At 59.0% G+C, this 17403-nt stretch carries 17 protein-coding genes; 12 read left to right on the top strand and 5 right to left on the bottom strand.

The genetic code is table 11. The annotated features are described in order from the left end of the window. Positions 1 to 37 precede the first annotated feature (37 nt). From I6G90_RS08275 to I6G90_RS08245, 7 genes are all read left to right on the top strand, one after another. Positions 38 to 673, top strand: coding sequence for a YchE family NAAT transporter (locus I6G90_RS08275; protein ID WP_005337678.1), 636 nt, complete (start codon positions 38 to 40; stop codon positions 671 to 673). Positions 674 to 952: 279 nt separating this feature from the next. Further along, the gene (locus tag I6G90_RS08270) at positions 953 to 2572 is read left to right on the top strand and encodes an ABC transporter substrate-binding protein (RefSeq protein ID WP_075112057.1); all 1620 of its coding nucleotides are present in this window, start codon (positions 953 to 955) and stop codon (positions 2570 to 2572) included. 98 nt (positions 2573 to 2670) lie between these two features. Then, complete coding sequence (gene oppB, locus I6G90_RS08265; RefSeq protein ID WP_042057779.1) at positions 2671 to 3591, top strand: oligopeptide ABC transporter permease OppB; 921 nt, start codon at positions 2671 to 2673, stop codon at positions 3589 to 3591. Between the two features lie 14 nt (positions 3592 to 3605). Beyond that, positions 3606 to 4517 (top strand): oligopeptide ABC transporter permease OppC, encoded by a 912-nt coding sequence (gene oppC / locus I6G90_RS08260; protein ID WP_042057777.1) that lies wholly within the window; start codon positions 3606 to 3608, stop codon positions 4515 to 4517. A 100-nt stretch (positions 4518 to 4617) separates the two neighbouring features. Next, positions 4618 to 5598 (top strand): ABC transporter ATP-binding protein, encoded by a 981-nt coding sequence (oppD, locus tag I6G90_RS08255; RefSeq protein ID WP_042057775.1) that lies wholly within the window; start codon positions 4618 to 4620, stop codon positions 5596 to 5598. After that, the gene (oppF, locus tag I6G90_RS08250; RefSeq protein WP_042057772.1) at positions 5599 to 6594 is read left to right on the top strand and encodes a murein tripeptide/oligopeptide ABC transporter ATP binding protein OppF; all 996 of its coding nucleotides are present in this window, start codon (positions 5599 to 5601) and stop codon (positions 6592 to 6594) included. Positions 6595 to 6895: 301 nt separating this feature from the next. Beyond that, positions 6896 to 7840 carry a TerC family protein gene (locus tag I6G90_RS08245; RefSeq protein ID WP_033137996.1) on the top strand — a complete coding sequence of 315 codons (945 nt, stop codon included), beginning with the start codon at positions 6896 to 6898 and terminating at the stop codon, positions 7838 to 7840. 64 nt (positions 7841 to 7904) lie between these two features. Here I6G90_RS08245 and alr read toward each other — a convergent pair whose 3' ends face one another. Continuing rightward, positions 7905 to 9131, bottom strand: coding sequence for an alanine racemase (gene alr / locus I6G90_RS08240; RefSeq protein WP_058054059.1), 1227 nt, complete (start codon positions 9129 to 9131; stop codon positions 7905 to 7907). A 173-nt stretch (positions 9132 to 9304) separates the two neighbouring features. Here alr and I6G90_RS08235 point away from each other — a divergent pair, with 173 nt between their 5' ends. Next, on the top strand, positions 9305 to 9754 hold the full coding sequence (locus I6G90_RS08235; protein WP_197930690.1) for a methyltransferase family protein: 450 nt from the start codon (positions 9305 to 9307) through the stop codon (positions 9752 to 9754). A 96-nt stretch (positions 9755 to 9850) separates the two neighbouring features. Here I6G90_RS08235 and tapW read toward each other — a convergent pair whose 3' ends face one another. Together tapW and I6G90_RS08225 are read right to left on the bottom strand one after the other, a co-directional pair. Then, the gene (gene tapW, locus I6G90_RS08230) at positions 9851 to 10990 is read right to left on the bottom strand and encodes a type IVa pilus ATPase TapW (protein WP_042057762.1); all 1140 of its coding nucleotides are present in this window, start codon (positions 10988 to 10990) and stop codon (positions 9851 to 9853) included. 58 nt (positions 10991 to 11048) lie between these two features. Beyond that, positions 11049 to 11405: a DMT family protein gene (locus I6G90_RS08225; protein ID WP_075112061.1), complete on the bottom strand. Its 357-nt coding sequence runs from the start codon at positions 11403 to 11405 to the stop codon at positions 11049 to 11051. A 113-nt stretch (positions 11406 to 11518) separates the two neighbouring features. Between I6G90_RS08225 and I6G90_RS08220 the strand changes: the two genes are divergently transcribed. The 3 genes from I6G90_RS08220 (at position 11519) to I6G90_RS08210 (ending at position 14220) form a co-directional block, all read left to right on the top strand. Beyond that, a complete protein-coding gene (locus I6G90_RS08220) occupies positions 11519 to 12250 on the top strand; it encodes a substrate-binding periplasmic protein (RefSeq protein ID WP_042656045.1) in 732 nt (243 codons plus the stop codon). A gap of 99 nt (positions 12251 to 12349) precedes the next feature. Next, entirely contained in the window at positions 12350 to 13357 is a 1008-nt protein-coding gene (btuC, locus tag I6G90_RS08215; RefSeq protein WP_197930689.1) for a vitamin B12 ABC transporter permease BtuC, read from the top strand. Between the two features lie 65 nt (positions 13358 to 13422). Then, positions 13423 to 14220, top strand: a complete 798-nt coding sequence (locus tag I6G90_RS08210) for an ATP-binding cassette domain-containing protein (RefSeq protein WP_197931183.1) — start codon at positions 13423 to 13425, stop codon at positions 14218 to 14220. Between the two features lie 144 nt (positions 14221 to 14364). Here I6G90_RS08210 and I6G90_RS08205 read toward each other — a convergent pair whose 3' ends face one another. Further along, positions 14365 to 15432: a 3-deoxy-7-phosphoheptulonate synthase gene (locus I6G90_RS08205; RefSeq protein ID WP_182969315.1), complete on the bottom strand. Its 1068-nt coding sequence runs from the start codon at positions 15430 to 15432 to the stop codon at positions 14365 to 14367. A 144-nt stretch (positions 15433 to 15576) separates the two neighbouring features. Here I6G90_RS08205 and I6G90_RS08200 point away from each other — a divergent pair, with 144 nt between their 5' ends. Next, complete coding sequence (locus I6G90_RS08200) at positions 15577 to 15957, top strand: diacylglycerol kinase (RefSeq protein WP_075112066.1); 381 nt, start codon at positions 15577 to 15579, stop codon at positions 15955 to 15957. A gap of 206 nt (positions 15958 to 16163) precedes the next feature. On the opposite strand, the gene serA is transcribed toward I6G90_RS08200, so the two are convergent. Continuing rightward, entirely contained in the window at positions 16164 to 17396 is a 1233-nt protein-coding gene (gene serA, locus I6G90_RS08195) for a phosphoglycerate dehydrogenase (RefSeq protein ID WP_197930688.1), read from the bottom strand. Between the last annotated feature and the right edge of the window lie 7 nt (positions 17397 to 17403).

Raw genomic sequence — 17403 nt, 5'->3', positions numbered from 1 at the left:
TGGCCCAGTGGGCCCGAAACTCTATTGGAAGGCGCCTATGGCAGCAATTGACGTCTCGCTGTATCTAAAGTTTTTTGTCGGTTTGTTCGCAATTATCAACCCGCTGGGTCTGTTGCCGGTGTTTGTCAGCCTGACCAGCCACCATACCCAGGCCGAGCGGATGAAAACCAATACCACCGCCAATATCGCGGTGATGGTGATCCTGCTGGTCTCCATGTATATGGGGCAGCTGATCCTCGATGGGTTTGGCATCTCGCTGGCGTCGTTCCGCATTGCCGGGGGATCGCTCATCACCCTGATCGCCTGGTCGATGCTGCAGGGCAAGCTCGGTGAAGTGAAACACAACAAACAGGAGAAGGGGGAACTGGCGGTGCGCGAGTCTATCGCCGTGGTGCCGCTGGCGCTGCCGCTGATGGCGGGCCCCGGTGCCATCTCTTCGGTCATCGTCTATGCCAGCCAGAGCCACTGGCAGCAACTGCTCGGCATGTCAGTCGTTGTCGTTGTTTTCTCCTTCTGCTCCTGGCTCATCTTCCGTGCCGCGCCGCTGCTGTTCAAGATCATGGGCAACACCGGGATCAACGTGGTGACCCGTATCATGGGCCTTATCATGATGTCCCTTGGCATCGAGATCATGGTGGCCGGCATCAAGGGGGTTTTCCCCAGCCTGATGTGAGCCAGGTCTGTTTTATGAAAGCCGGTCCTCGTGACCGGCTTTTTATTGGTTGCTTTTTGCCCGCGCTTTTCTAGAATCGGTCGTTTGTGTAAAAAATGAGCGTGGCGCTGGTGTTTTAATACTGAGAAAGCGCGCTGGTGCTGGTTTTTTGACCAGGAAATGCCGATTACCCTGACAATATCTGTTGCATTATCGGAATTGGCAGGGAATTATGCTGGGAGCGGGTTTTAACCCCGTCACTTTAAAAAACGCATGGAATGTTCTTGTTGGAGTAGGGAAATGACTCATAAAAAAACAATGATTAACACACTGCTGATGGCTGCACTGTTTGGTGGCGTCAATGTGGCTCAGGCTGCCGATGTCCCGGCGGGAACCAAGCTGGCTGAAGTCCAGCAACTGGTAAAAGGCAACGGCTCGGAGCCTGCGACCCTTGACCCGCACAAGACCGAAGGAACGGTCGAATCCAATATCCTGCGCGACCTGTTCGAGGGTCTCGTTGCTTCCGGTCCGAAAGGGGAAATTCTCCCGGCGGTGGCCGAATCCTGGGAAACCAAGGATAACAAGCACTACGTCTTCCACCTGCGCAAAGATGCCAAGTGGTCCAACGGTGACCCGGTCACCGCGCACGACTTCGAATTTGCCTTCAAACGCGCCGTCGATCCGAAAACCGCCTCTCCTTACTCCTGGTATCTGGAGATCCCGACCATTGCCAACGCATCCGAGATCATCGCCGGCAAGAAGCCTGCGGATACTCTGGGCGTGAAGGCGACCGACGACTACACCTTCGAAGTGCAGCTTGAGAAAGCGATCCCTTACTTCGTCAGCATGCTCTCCCACACCACCACCTATCCGGTGCCGAAGAAGGTGATCGAGAAGTTTGGTGACAAGTGGACCCAGCCGGAAAATATGGTATCCAACGGTGCCTATGCCCTGAAGAGCTGGGTGGTGAACGAGCGCGTCGAAGTGGAACGCAACAAGCACTACTGGAACGATGGCAAGACCGTTATCAACAAGGTGGTCTATCTGCCGATCCAGTCTACCAACGCCGATCTGAGCCGCTATCTGGCGGGCGAAGTGGACATTACCTATCAGATGCCCATCGAGCGCTTCAAGCAGATGAAGAAAGAGAAGCCGGACGAGCTGAAAGTGACCGGTTATGTCGGCACTTACTACTACCAGTACAACGTCAAGAAGAAGCCGTTTGACGATGTGCGTGTCCGTACCGCGCTCTCCTATGCCATCGATCGTAACGTGATCGCCGACAAGGTGATGGGTCAGGGTCAGACGCCGGGTTACACCCTGGTGCCGGACTTTGTGGATGGCTTCAAACCGGTCGCCCCCGAGTGGTCGAAGATGACCCAGGCCGAGCGTGATGCCAAGGCCAAGGCGCTGCTGGAAGAGGCCGGTTTCGATGCCAGCAAGCCGCTGAAGTTCGAGCTGCTCTACAACACCGACGACAACCACAAGAAAGTGGCTGTGGCCGTTGCCTCCATGTGGAAGAAGCTGGGCGTGCAGGTCAGCCTGGTCAACCAGGAGTGGAAAACTTACCTGGAAACCAAGAAACAGGGCCAGTTTGACGTGGGTCGTGCCGGCTGGATCGCCGACTACAACGAAGCCTCGTCCATGCTGGATCTGATGCAGACCACCCACGGCAACAACGACGGCAAGTACTCCAATCCGGAGTTCGACAAGCTGATGGATTCGTCCCGTGATCAGGTCGATGTGGCTGCCCGCAACAAGCTCTACGTCCAGGCTGAAGAGATCCTGGCCAAAGACATGCCGATTGCGCCCATCTACCAGTACGTGACTGCCCGTATGGTCAAACCCTATGTAGGCGGCTACCCGGCCAACCCGCTGGATAACCTCTACAGCAAAGATATGTACATCATTGCTCACTGATTTAAAGCAACAAGTCGCATAACAAGCAGGGCCCGCCAGACGGCGGGCCTTTATTACAACCGCGACCATTTGGAAGCAGTTCAGGACAGGTAATGTCTATGTTGAAATTCATTTTTAAACGGCTATTGGAAGCGATCCCGACTCTGCTGGTCTTGATCACCGTCTCTTTCTTCATGATGCGTTTCGCCCCGGGTAACCCCTTTACCAGCGAGCGCTCACTGCCCCCCGAAGTCATCGCCAATATCGAGGCCAAATACGGGCTCGACAAACCCATTGGCATGCAATATCTCACCTACCTGGGTAACCTGGTGCAGGGGGATTTGGGGCCCTCTTTCAAATACAAGGATTTCACCGTCAATGATCTGGTGAGTCAGGCGCTGCCTGTGTCTGCCAAGATCGGGACTGCGGCCTTCTTCTTCGCCGTGCTGCTGGGGGTCACCTTCGGCACCATTGCGGCCCTGAAACAGAACACCATCATCGACTATCTGCTGATGTCGTCGGCCATGGCCGGGGTGGTGATACCGGGCTTTGTGCTGGCGCCCTTGCTGGTGCTTTTTTTCAGTATTCATCTGGGCTGGTTCCCTGCCGGTGGCTGGCAGGGTGGTGGCGTGCAGTTTATGGTGCTGCCGGTGTTCGGCATGATGATGTATTACATCTCCGCCATCTCGCGGATCATGCGGGGCAGCATGATCGAGACTATGAACTCCAACTTCATCCGTACCGCCCGCGCCAAGGGCTTGCCGCTGCGCCACATCATCCTGAAACACGCGCTGCGTCCTGCCATGCTGCCGGTGGTCTCCTATCTGGGCCCGGCCTTTGTCGGCATCATCACAGGTTCAGTGGTGATCGAGACCATCTTCGGTCTGCCGGGGATCGGTCAGCTGTTCGTCAACGGTGCCCTTAACCGTGATTACTCCATGGTGCTCGGTCTGACCATTCTGGTCGGCGCTCTCACCATCACCTTTAACGCTGTGGTCGATATTCTCTATGCCTTTATCGATCCCAAGATCCGTTACTAATTCGGGAGTTCATCATGGTTGTTTCAACTGAAAAACGCGATGCCGTCGAGGCCTTCGCGCAAAAAGTAGAGGTGGTGGAGGGGCGCTCCCTGTGGAAGGATGCCCGTCGCCGTTTCCTGCGCAACAAGGCGGCACTGACCAGCCTGATCATTCTGACCATCATCGGTCTGGCGGTCATCTTTGGCCCCCATTTGTCACAATTCACCTTTGACGATCCGGACTGGGGCGCCATGCAGTCGCCGCCGGATATGGAAGCGGGTCACTACTTCGGTACCGACAGCCTGGGCCGCGATCTGTTCGTGCGCACCTTGCTGGGCGGGCGCATCTCGCTGATGGTCGGCATCATGGGCGCCATGGTGGCGGTCATCATCGGCACCCTGTATGGCGCGGCCTCCGGCTTTATCGGCGGGCGGGTCGACAGCCTGATGATGCGGGTACTGGAGATCCTCAACGCCTTCCCCTTCATGTTCTTCGTCATCATGCTGGTCACCTTTTTCGGCCGCAATCTGGCGCTCATCTTTATCGCCATCGGGGCGGTGAGCTGGCTCGACATGGCGCGGATCGTGCGCGGCCAGACCCTGAGCCTCAAGAGCAAGGAGTTTATCGAGGCGGCCCACGTCTGTGGCGTCTCCAAGTGGAAGATCATCACCCGTCACATTGTACCGAACGTGCTCGGTATCGTGGCCGTCTACGCCACCTTGCTGGTGCCGGGCATGATCATGTTTGAATCCTTCCTCAGTTTCCTGGGCCTTGGTGTTCAGGAACCGATGACCAGCTGGGGTGCCCTGCTGGATGAAGGCTCCAAGTCGATGGAAGTGGCCATCTGGCAACTGCTGTTCCCCGCCTGCTTTATGGTGGTGACCCTGTTTTGCTTCAACTTCCTCGGGGATGGTCTGCGTGACGCCCTCGATCCGAAGGATCGCTAATCAAGGTGGCAAGTGGCTGCCCGCAAGAGCGCGGCCACCCATCGCTGACAGCGAATCGGATCGACAGGAAAACGTCACGAAAGATCGATAAGGAGTTTTTATGAAATTACTGGATGTAAAAGATCTGCGGGTCGAGTTCAAGACCCCGGATGGCAATGTGGTGGCGGTCAACGACCTCAACTTCTCCCTCGCCGCAGGCGAGACCCTGGGGATCGTCGGTGAATCAGGCTCCGGCAAATCCCAGACTGCCTTTGCCATCATGGGCCTGCTGGCCAAAAACGGCATTATTACCGGTTCCGCCAAGTTTCAGGGGGAGGAGATCCTCAACCTGCCGGAGTCCAAGCTCAACAAGATCCGCGCCGAGAAGATCGCCATGATCTTTCAGGACCCCATGACCTCGCTGAACCCCTACATGAAGGTGAAGGATCAGCTGATGGAAGTGCTGATGCTGCACAAAGGGGTGAGCAAGGCGGAAGCGTTCGAAGAGTCGGTGCGGATGCTCGATGCGGTGAAAATTCCCGAAGCGCGCAAGCGGATGGGCATGTATCCCCACGAGTTTTCCGGCGGCATGCGTCAGCGGGTGATGATCGCCATGGCGCTGCTCTGCCGGCCGCAACTGCTGATCGCCGATGAGCCGACCACGGCCCTCGACGTGACCGTACAGGCCCAGATCATGACCCTGATGAACGAGCTCAAGCGCGAGTTCAACACCGCCATCATCATGATTACCCACGACCTTGGCGTGGTTGCCGGTATCTGCAACAAGGTGCTGGTAATGTATGCCGGTCGTACCATGGAGTACGGCAAGGTCGACGATATCTTCTATCGCCCGAGCCACCCCTATACCGAAGGTTTGCTGCGCGCCATTCCCCGCCTCGATACCGAAGGGGAAGTGCTGCCCACCATACCGGGCAATCCGCCCAACCTGCTGCGTCTGCCCACCGGCTGCCCCTTCCAGGAGCGTTGCCACCGGGTCAGCGAGATTTGCGGCCAACAGTCACCGATCCTCACGCCGTTCAACGACGGTCGGGAACGTGCTTGCCACTGGGTTTCGGATGCCATCAACAAGGGGGCCAACTAAATGGGTGCCGACAAAAAATTGCTGTTGGAAGTGTCTGACCTCAAGGTCCACTTCAGTATCAAGAGTGGCAAGGCGTGGCCCTGGGCCAAGCCGTCTGATCTGAAAGCCGTCGATGGCGTGACCATGCGTCTCTACGAAGGGGAGACCCTGGGAGTCGTAGGTGAGTCCGGCTGCGGCAAGTCGACCTTTGCCCGCGCCATCATCGGTCTGGTACCGGCCACCGATGGCAAGGTGGTGTGGCTCGGCGACGATCTCACCAAGCTCGACCAGAATGCCCTGCGCGAGAAGCGCAAAGAGATCCAGATGATCTTCCAGGACCCGCTGGCCTCGCTGAACCCGCGCATGACCATCGGCGACATCATCGCCGAGCCGCTCATCACCTTCTACCCCAAGCTGCCACGGGAGGAGGTGAAGGAGAAGGTGCGCGCCATGATGAGCAAGGTGGGGCTGCTACCCAACCTGGTGAACCGCTATCCCCACGAGTTCTCCGGCGGTCAGTGCCAGCGGATCGGGATTGCCCGGGCGCTGATCCTCGAGCCCAAGATGATCATCTGTGACGAGCCGGTCTCGGCGCTCGATGTCTCCATTCAGGCGCAGGTGGTCAACCTGCTCAAGTCGCTGCAAAAGGAGATGGGGCTGTCGCTCATCTTCATCGCCCACGACCTGTCGGTGGTCAAACATATCTCCGATCGGGTGCTGGTGATGTATCTGGGCAACGCCGTCGAGCTGGGGACCCGCAAGGAGATCTTCGCCAATCCGTTGCACCCCTACACCAAGGCGCTGATGTCAGCGGTACCGATCCCGGACCCGGAGCTGGAGCGCAACAAGGTGATCCAGATCCTGGAGGGGGACTTGCCCTCGCCGATGAATCCGCCGTCCGGTTGCGTGTTCCGCACCCGCTGCCCGGTAGCTGGCCCCGAGTGCGCCAAGACCCGGCCCGTGCTGGAGGGGAATTTCGATCACGCGGTCTCTTGCCTCAAGGTCGATCCGCTCTGATGGGGATGTGTTGAACCTGTTTACGGGGCCCCTTGATGGGGCCCCGATTAATTTTGGCAACAGATGAAGATGCCTCTTGGCGTTATCTTTTTCCGCTGTTAATATCCGCGCACAAGGGGAGTAACTTCTCGCCGGTTTGTCGTCATTACGGTGCACCCATATCCTGCAGTGCACCCGGCAGCCGGGCAGTTGATGAAAATCAGCTGTAAGTGAGACCTTGCCGAGAGGCAAGGTGTATCTGCTCCAAACGCAAACCCACGCCTCTCGGTCGTGGGTTTTGTCGTTTTTGGGAGAAGTGAAAATGGGTGAATGGTGGATGTGGACCGGTTTCTTCAGCATAGTGCTGGTCCTGTTATGGATAGACATACGCTTTGTCGGTGGCGGCAAGTCACACAAGGTGTCTCTCAAAGAGGCGGGTGTCTGGTCCCTCATCTGGATCAGTGTGGCCCTGCTCTTCAACCTCGCGATCTGGCTCTGGCTGGATCACAGCGCAGGCCGTGAAATTGCCAACCAGAAAGGGCTGGAGTTCCTCACCGGCTACCTTATCGAGAAAGCGCTGGCGGTGGACAACGTCTTCGTCTGGCTGATGCTGTTTGGCTACTTTGCCATTCCGGCCGAGCTGCAGCGCCGGGTGCTGCTGTACGGGGTACTGGGTGCCATCGTGATGCGTGCCGGTATGGTGTTCGCGGGCAGCTGGCTCATCGAGCAGTTCCACTGGATCCTCTACCTGTTCGGCGCCTTCTTGCTGCTGACCGGTGCCAAGATGCTGTGGGCGGCCGACAAGGAGCCAGACTTGGCCAACAACCCGCTGCTGGGTTGGATGCGCCGTCGCTTCAAGGTGACCGAGACCCTGGAAGGGGAGAACTTCTTCGTCTGGCGTGACGGTGTGCGCTATGCCACCCCGCTACTGCTCATTCTGGTGCTGGTGGAGGTGAGCGATCTCATCTTCGCGGTGGACAGTATCCCGGCCATCTTCGCGGTGACCACGGATCCCTTCATCGTGCTGACCTCCAACATCTTCGCCATCATGGGTCTGCGTGCCATGTACTTCCTGCTGGCCGGTGTGGCTGATCGCTTTGCCCTGCTGAAGTACGGTCTGGCGCTGATCCTGATGTTTATCGGGGTCAAGATGCTGCTGCTGGATATCTTCAAGATCCCGACCGGCATTGCGCTTGGTGTAGTTGCGTTGATCCTGCTGGCATCCATGGGGCTGAGTCTGTTTGTGACCCGTAAAAAAGCCGCTTGAGCGCGGCAGACAATGAAGCAATAACAAAAAGGGCTCCATCGGGAGCCCTTTTTCATCTCGCGTATCAGCGTTTGATCTTCTTGGGGTTGGTGTAGCCCCAGATGGTGTACATGTCCGCAAGCAGGGCGCCGTTGTACTCCTCCAGATCGGCCTGTTTCACCTCGGCTTCACCCTGACGGCCAAACAGCACCACTTCATCACCGGGTTTTACCCCTTTGAGATCAGTGACGTCCACCATGATGGTGTTCATGGAGGTCTTGCCGACCACCGGCACCTTCTGACCCTGGATCAGCACATAGGCCTTGTTGCTGAGCGCACGGCGGTAGCCATCGGAGTAGCCCAATGGCAGGTTGGCGAGCCAGGAGTCACGCTTGAGGGTGAAGGTGCGGTCATAACCAACGGTATTGCCCGCCGGGTAGTGGTTGACCGAGGCGACCTGGGTCTTGAATGCCATCACCCGCTTGTATTCGGTGTAGGAGGGGATGGAGTCGCCGTAGAGCAGGCCACCCGGGCGCACCATGTCGAAGTAGGCATCCGGCACTTCCAGGGTGGCGAAGGAGTTGGCGGCGTGGATGGTGATCTTGCTGCGATCCAGCTTGCCCGCTTCCAGCAGCCACTGGGAGTCCAGTTTAAACTGGGCCAGCCCCATCTTGACGTCCTCTTTCTCCTCTACCGGGAAGTGGGTCATGATGCCGACCGGGGTGATCCCCTTGAGCTTGAGCATGGCCAGCGCATCCTGCTTGGCATCGGCCAGACGCAGGTCGATGCCGTTGCGGCTCATGCCGGCAGAGTTGAGACCTATGTGTACCGGAATATTGGTGTGGTGGCGCTGGGCGATATCGGCGATCCCCTGGGCACTCACCAGACTGCCGATCAGCTCTTCCATCTTGTAGGGCAGCGCCTGCTCCACTTCGGCCGGTGTGGCGGCACGCACCCGCATCAGACGGCCGGTAAAGCCCTTCTCGCGGGCAACGCGCGCCTCTTCGTTGCTGGCGATGCCGATGCAGGGGATATTGGCTTTGACCACGGAGGGGACCAGCAGGTCGATGCCATGACCATAGGCGTCGGCCTTCATGATGGCGCAGATCTGCGGACCCTTGTCACCGAGGCGATCCTTGAGGGTCTGGATATTGTGTTCGAAGGCGCCCAGATCCACTTCCAACCAGGCGTTGCTGGCAGTTTGCTCCTGACCGTTGCGATGATCCGTCGCAAGGGGCAGGTAGGGAGCCGCAACGGCTTGGCCCGCGAGCAGGCCGAAGATCAGGGTGGCCAATAGCGTTTTCTTGTGCATGGTGATTCCTTTTTGTTGTTCGCGTTGGATAGTTTGGATGAGAGCGTCAACATTGGCTGTGGTCTAACGACAACTTGTTGTTATTATTATGATCTTTGTCACTCTCAACAGGCGCTGACTGGTTGGCAGTCTACCGCAACACGGGGTCGGCTGACACTTGTCAGGGGAAGAAAATGGTCAATCTTGAGTTACGTTTGCCACCACCGCTGATCTTCCTGCTCTGTGCGGGAACCATGTGGTGGCTAAGAGGGGAGAGCCAGCCCGGTATCTGGGCAATGGTGCTGATGGCTGCGCTGGTCGTGGTAGGGGCCATCATGGGCTTTGGCGCCCTGCAACGGTTTCGCCACCATCAGACCACGGTCAGCCCCACCAGGCCTCAGCACACCAGCCGTCTGGTGACCTGTGGCGTCTATCGCTTCAGCCGCAATCCCATGTATCTGGGGCTGCTCTGCTGGCTGGCCGCCTGGGGCTGTTATCTCGGTGGCGGTTGGGTGTGGGCTGGGCCGATTGTGCTGGTGGCCTGGTTGACCCGTTTCCAGATCCTGCCGGAGGAGCGGCTGCTGCGCGCCCGCTTCGGCAACGAGTATGTGGATTATTGCCAGCGCGTTCGCCGCTGGTGCTGAAGGGCCGTGGCCTGTGCGGGGTGAGCGGATAAACCGGATGGGGTGTGCCGGATAAAGAGAACCCCGGGCAGGCCCGGGGTTCTCGCTGGTGGCAGATTAGAACATATCGTCCTTCTCGTCCTTGGTGGGTTCGAGGCTCCAGCCGGTGGCATCGCTGCTGCTGGCAATCTGTCCCTTCTCCTTCCACAGCTTGATCTTGAGGCGCAGGTTGTTGGCCGAGTCGGCGTTCTTCACCGCCTCTTCCTCCTCGATCACCCCTTCCACCACCAGATCAAACAGGGCACTGTCGAAGGTGACCATGCCAAGGGCCTTGGATTTCTCCATCACCTCTTTCAGGCCGCCAAATTCGCCGCGCTTGATCATGTCGCGGATGGTGTGGGTGCCGAGCATGATCTCCACCGCCGCCCGGCGGCCGCCATCGGTAGTTTTCACCAGTCGCTGCGAGACAAAGGCCTTGAGGTTGTTGCCCAGATCGTTGAGCAGCTGCGGGCGGCGCTCCTCGGGGAAGAAGTTGATGATGCGGTCCAGCGCCTGGTTGGCGTTGTTGGCGTGCAGGGTGGAGATGGCAAGATGGCCGGTTTCGGAGAAGGCCAGCGCATGCTCCATGGTTTCGCGATCGCGAATTTCACCGATAAGGATCACGTCCGGTGCCTGACGCAGGGTGTTTTTCAGCGCGGCGTGGAAGCTGCGGGTATCGACCCCCACTTCCCGCTGATTGATGATGCTCTTGCGGTGGCGGTGAACGAACTCCACCGGATCTTCGATGGTGATGATGTGGCCGCCGCTGTTGCGGTTGCGGTGGTCGATCAGCGCCGCCAGCGAGGTGGATTTGCCCGAGCCGGTCCCGCCGACAAACAGCACCAGACCTCGTTTCTCCATGATGGTGTCGAGCAGCACGGGCGGGAGTTTCAGGTCTTCAAAGCGGGGAATTTCAGTCTTGATGTTGCGCGCCACCAGGGAGACTTCGTTGCGCTGCTTGAAGATGTTGACCCGAAAGCGGCCGATCTGGGGCAGGGAGATGGCGAGGTTCATCTCCAGCTCCTTGTCAAACTGCAGTTTCTGCTCGCCATCCATGATCTCGGCGGCGATCCGTGCCACCTCTCCCGGCTCCAGCGGCGTTTCATTCAGGGGGCGCAGGCCGCCGTTGAACTTGGCGCAGGGGGGGGCGCCGGTCGACAGATAGAGGTCTGAGCCATCCTGCTTGGCCAGGATCTGTAACATGTCTCGCAATTCCATTTTTTTGCCTCGTCGATCAATGAGATGCCATGAGCGGGATGATATTGAGTGTACAGCGTCAGGCGCCGGTCAGTTTCTCGCGAAAGACAAAAAAGACCGCACCCATAATGCAGAGCCCTGCCCAGAGGTAGTCCCATTTCAGATCTTCCTTGAGATAGAAGATAGAGAAGGGGACGAATACGGTGAGGGTGATCACCTCTTGCAGGATTTTCAGTTGCCCCACGCTCATCACCGTATGGCCGATGCGGTTGGCGGGCACCTGCAACAGGTATTCGAACAGGGCGATGCCCCAGCTCACCAGCGCGGCAATGATCCAGGGTTTGTGGTTCATGCTCTTGAGATGAGCGTACCAGGCGAAGGTCATGAAGACGTTGCTGCACAGCAGCAGGCCGATACTGGCGAAAATCGGGTTCATAGGGTTCTCCTTTAAAATCCGGCGCATTTTATCCCTGAACCACGGGTTTTCATACGTGGTGCGGAAGGGTATTTTTAACCAACAGGATCGGGCCGTGCGAGGTATGCGACGGGATGGGCAAGTTAAGTTGGATAGCGTTGTTACTGTTATTTGCCATGCCGGTGCGAGCGACCCCGACGCTGACGGTGGCCACCGATCTCTGGCCGCCATTTCGTATCCTGCAGCCGGATGGCCGGTTTTACGGGCTGGACATGGATATTCTGCAACAGCTGGAGAGCCGCAGCGGCATTCGCTTCAAGGTGAAACGGATGCCCTGGGGACGGGCGCTCAAGCAGATGCAGACCGGTCGGGTCGATCTGATGATTGGCCTCGCCTATACCGCCGAGCGGGCGCAGTTCATCGACTATTTGCAGCCTGCTTACTACCAGTGCTGGCCCGCGTTTTACGGTCAGCCGGTCAATGTGGCCCGGATCCACCAATACCGCGATTTGCAGGGGGTGAAGGTGGGCTATGTGCTCAACTCCGCCTACTTTGAGCCCTTCAACTCTGACAGTCGCCTCGACAAGCACGGGGTGCCCACCGAGGAGCAGTTGCTGCGCATGGTGCAGCGCGGCCACCTGCCGCTGATGATTGGCACCGACTGTCAGGTGGACTATGCCCTGAGTCAGGGAAATGCCAACCGGGTGAGCAAAGCGGACTACCGCCCCGCTAGTCCGGTGACCCTCTATCTGGGGATGAGCAAGCACTCACCTCACCAGTCGCTGCGCCAGCCCTTGTTGGTGGCGCTGCAAAATCTGGTAGCCAGTGGCGAGATAAGCGTGATGGCCAAGCGTTACCAGCCTTGACCTTGGGTGGCAAGCCGCTGTTATCATGCCCTTTTCCTGCTTCCCCCCGGCTCTGCGACAGGGCCTGGGATAAAGCCTAGTTATTGTCGGGGATCATCCTTGTACCTCTCCCTTATCGCCCGCCAGCAGCGCTGGCAGCGGCGCTGGCTGTTTGGCCTGACGCTGCTGACCCTGTTGCTGTTTCTCTTCTCCCTCGTCTGGGGCGAGTTTGTGCTGCTGCCCTGGCAGCCCCTTGGCGATCTCGAACAGCGCATCCTGCTGGAGCTGCGGCTGCCGCGCGCCCTGCTGGCCCTGCTGGCAGGCGCGGCGCTGGCCTGTGGCGGCGCTGTGTTGCAGGTGATGCTGCACAATCCGGTGGCGGAGCCCGGGCTGCTTGGCGTTTCGAGCGGAGCAGGACTGGCCGCCATGGTGGCGATGGCGGTGGCCAAATCCCTCGGTGTCTATCTGCCCGGCTGGGGGCTGTCGCTGGCGGCCTTCGGTGGCGCGCTGCTGGTGACCATGCTGCTCATTCGGTTGGCTCGCCGCGCACGCCTCGGCCATGCCCGCTTGCTACTGTTTGGCGTGGCCATCGGTATTCTCACCAATGCCGCCATGACCTGGCTGATGTACTTTGCCGACGATGGCTCCTTGCGTGAATTCATGTTCTGGATGATGGGCAGCCTCTCTTACGGCAGCCAGCAGTTCGGCTGGTGGTGGCTGGTGCTGCCGCTCACTCTGGGCTGGCTCTGCTGGCAGGGCAAGGCGCTGCAACAGTTGCTGCTGGGGGAGACCCAGGCCCGCCTGATGGGGATGGATGTGGACAAGATGCGGGTGCGGCTGGTGCTGGCGGTCTGTCTGCTGACCGGTGTGGCGGTGTCGCTGTGCGGCGTCATCGGTTTTGTCGGGCTGGTGGTGCCCCATCTGCTGCGGTTATGCGGCGGTAGCGATCAGCGCTTCCTGCTGCCCGCCTCGGCGCTCGGCGGCGGGGCTCTGCTGCTGGCCGCCGATCTGTTAGCCCGCTCGGCACTCAGTGCCGGTGAGCTGCCCATCGGGGTGATTACCGCCTCGGTGGGGGCACCGCTCTTTATCTACCTGCTATTGAGGCAAACTGCCGATGGTGCTGCATGAATATCTGCATGATTTGGTCGGGGCTCGCAGTCTCCTTATTTACCCGTTGTTGAGGCAAGATGCCGATGTCGCCTGCTGATCCCATCTCTGTTGCTGCTCTTGCTGCTGCCCCGTTGCTGGAGGCGCGTGCACTCGCTATTGCCGGGCGGCTCTCCCCCCTCGATCTGCGCTGGCATGGCGGCCAGCTGGTGGCTCTGCTCGGTCCCAATGGTAGTGGCAAGTCGACCCTGCTTGGCGCGTTGGCGGGGATTTTGCCCGCCGAGGGTTCAGTGCTGCTGGGGGGGGAAGTGCTCACTGACCTGAGTTGGCCGGAGTTGGCCAAACGGCGTGCCATGTTGCCCCAGCGCCTGCCTCAGCTGTTTCATATTCCGGTGTTTCAGGTGCTGAGCCTGGGGCTCAATGAGGCGGTTGCGCCCGCCAGACAGAACGAAGCGATAAACGCGCTGTGCGAAGCATTGGAGCTGGAAGCCTTGCTGGCACGTGATTTCAGTCGCTTGTCGGGGGGCGAGCAGCAGCGGGTGCTGATTGCCCGCACCCTGCTGCAGGTGTGGCCGAGCCTCAATCTAACCGGCAAGGTGCTGTTGCTGGATGAGCCGCTGGCTGGGCTCGACCTTCATCACCAGCTGGCGCTGTTGCGCTTGCTGAAAAAGTTGGCCGTGCAGGGACTGCTGGTGGTGCTCGCCATCCACGATATCAATCTGGCCATCGACTGGGCCGACCGCATCCTCTGTCTGCAACAGGGCGCCGTGGTGCGCGAAGGCGGTGTCGAGCTGGTGGATGAGGCGCTGCTGGCGCAGGTGTTCCAGATCCGCACCGATCGCATCGAAGCCGCTGGCCGGGTCTGGTTTATGCCCAGTCTGTAGGAAAGAGCGCGCATGTAGGGTCGATTAGCGAAGCGTAATCGGCCGACAGCAAGAAGAAGGGGCCGGTATCAACAATACTGGCCCCTTGGTTTTTATGTGCAGTTCAAACTTGTTTGCTCAGGCCGAGGGGTGATGCAGCAGTTGTTACCGCAGGTTTGCTTTGTTCAACCGCACCTGCGCTGCCTCTGCCAGCATCGCCAGCAGGGTTTCGGTATCGCTCCATGACAGGCAGGCATCGGTGATGCTCTGGCCAAAGGTGGCCGCGCAGCCGTTCTCCACATCCTGACGCCCTTCCACCAGGAAGCTCTCGGCCATGATGCCAGCGATGCCGGTGCGGCCGCGGCGCAGCTGATCGCAGATGTCTTGCGCCACCAGCAGCTGACGACGGTGATCCTTCATGCTGTTGCCGTGGCTGAAATCGACCACCAGACGTTCCGGCAGGCCCACATCGGCCAGCGCTTCACACGCTTCATCGACACTGGCGGTGTCGTAGTTCGGTCGGTGGCCGCCACGCAGGATTACATGACCAAAGGGGTTACCGGCGGTGCGGTAGATGGTCATTTTGCCGTCCTTGTCCGGCGAATAGAAGATGTGGCTGTGACGGGCGGCGCGCACCGCATCGATGGCGATGCGGGTATTGCCGTCGGTGCCGTTCTTGAAGCCGACCGGGCAGGAGAGGGCGGAGGCCATCTCGCGGTGCACCTGGGATTCGGTAGTACGCGCGCCGATGGCTCCCCAGGTGATGAGGTCGGCAATATACTGGCCGGTCACCATATCGAGGAATTCGGTGGCGGTGGGCATGCCGATTTCGTTGATGTCGACCAGCAGTTTGCGCGCCAGTTTCAGCCCTTCGTTGACGTCGAAGCTGCCATCGAGGCGCGGATCGTTGATCAGCCCCTTCCAGCCGACGATGGTGCGCGGCTTCTCGAAGTAGGTGCGCATCACGATGCAGAGGCTCTCTTTATGTTGCTCGCGCAGGGCATTGAGACGCAGGGCATACTCGCGAGCAGCAGCGGGATCATGGATGGAGCAGGGGCCGACGATGACCAGCAGGCGCTGATCGTCTCCGGCCAGAATGGCTTCCACTTCGCGACGGGCATCCAGCAGATTCTGGGCAATGGTATCGGTGATCGGAAACGCGTGTGCGAGCTCGCTCGGAGTGATCAGTGACTCCAGGCGACGGGTGCGCAATTCATCTGTGTGAATGGACATACAACTCAAGTCTCGAGTGGGTGGTGTCAGCCGCAAGGGGCGAAAAAGCAAAGAGATAAAATAAAGCAAAAGTCCCCTGATTGAAACCTTGGGGGGCTCTGATAGGATGTGAGGCCAAAATCGATTCCAAATGAGGTAGATAGCGTGGCAAAGCCAGGGGCAACCGGGGTCACCCGCATCATCAACGCAACCGGTTACAGCATCAAGGGGCTCAAGTCAGCCTGGATCAACGAGGCGGCGTTTCGGCAGGAGCTGATGCTGATCCTGTTGCTGATGCCGCTGGCCTTCTGGTTGGGGGATTCTCTCAACCAGATCCTGCTGCTTATCGTCATCAGCTGGCTGGTGGTGATCGTCGAGATCCTCAACTCCGCCATCGAAGCAGTGGTTGACAGGGTTGGCTCCGAGCATCACGAGCTCTCCGGTCGAGCCAAGGATTTGGGCTCTGCCGCTGTCTTTATCGCGCTGGCCCTCAATGCGCTGGTTTGGGGCGCGCTGGTAGGTCGCAATCTGCTGGGCTGGTGGTAGAGCACATATCTTGCGGGTGAGTTGGCACCCTCTCTCTCTCGGAGAGGGCAGGGTGAGACTTGTATCTTCTCGCCCCTCATCCCCAACCCTTCTCCCGCGAGGGGAGAAGGGGGCAAAAGAGCCAAGACGCGGATGTGCGTTGAGCGTCGCATCATAAAAAAGCCCGTCATCACGACGGGCTTTTGCTGCTCCGATAAACGGGTCTATCAGTGGAGGATGCGGGCACGGATGGTGCCGTTGATCTCCTTGAGCTTGGCGAGCGCCTTCTCGCTGTGCTCGGTCTCCACGTCGATCACCACGTAACCGATGTGGCTGCTGGTCTGCAGGTATTGACCGGCGATGTTGATCCCCTCTTCGGCGAAGATCTGGTTGATCTTGTTCATCACGCCCGGCTGGTTGCGGTGAATATGCAGCAGGCGGCTGGAGCCCTTGTGGCCCGGCAGCGACACTTCCGGGAAGTTGACGGCGGAGAGAGTGGAGCCGTTGTCAGAGTATTTGACCAGCTTGTTGGCCACTTCTAGCCCGATGTTCTCCTGCGCTTCATGGGTGGTGCCACCAATGTGCGGGGTCAGGATCACGTTCTCCAGCCCACGCAGCGGGCTTTGGAACTCTTCCTCATTAGACTTGGGCTCGACCGGGAAGACGTCGATGGCGGCGCCGGCAATATGGCCGCTCTTGATGACGTCAGCCAGCGCATCGATATCCACCACGGTACCGCGTGCGGCGTTGATGAAGATGGCGCCCGGTTTCATCATCCGCAGCTGCTCGGCACCGATCATGTTCTTGGTGGAGGCGGTCTCCGGTACGTGCAGGCTGATGACGTCAGACATATTGAGCAGCTCGACCATGCTCGGCACCTGAATGGCGTTGCCCAGCGAGAGCTTGTTCTCGATATCATAGTAATAAACCTTCATGCCGATGCTTTCGGCGATGATGCCAAGCTGGGTACCGATGTGGCCGTAGCCGATGATGCCGAGCTTCTTGCCGCGGGCTTCTACCGAGCGGTTGGCCAGCTTTTCCCACACGCCGCGATGGCACTTGGCGTTCTTCTCGGGGATACCGCGCAGCAGCAGCAGGATCTCACCCAGTACCAGTTCGGCGACCGAACGGGTGTTGGAGAAGGGGGCGTTGAAGACCGGAATGCCGCGGATCTGAGCCGCTTCCAGCTCGACCTGGTTGGTGCCGATGCAGAAGCAGCCGATGGCGACCAGCTTGTTGGCGGCATCGAGTACCTTCTCGGTGATCTGGGTGCGGGAGCGCAGCCCGATGAAATGGACGTCACGGATCTGCTCGATCAGCTCCTCTTCTGAGAGAGAGGTCTTGAGATACTCCACACTGGTGTAACCTGCGGCACGAAAGGTCTCTACGGTGTTGGGATGGACTCCTTCCAGCAGCAGAACCTTGATTTTATCCTTGTCCAACGAAAACTTGGCAGTCATGACGATC

This window comes from Aeromonas allosaccharophila, assembly GCF_016026615.1.
Taxonomy (GTDB): Bacteria; Pseudomonadota; Gammaproteobacteria; order Enterobacterales; family Aeromonadaceae; genus Aeromonas; species Aeromonas allosaccharophila.
This window is presented reverse-complemented; position numbering and strand designations above follow the sequence as displayed.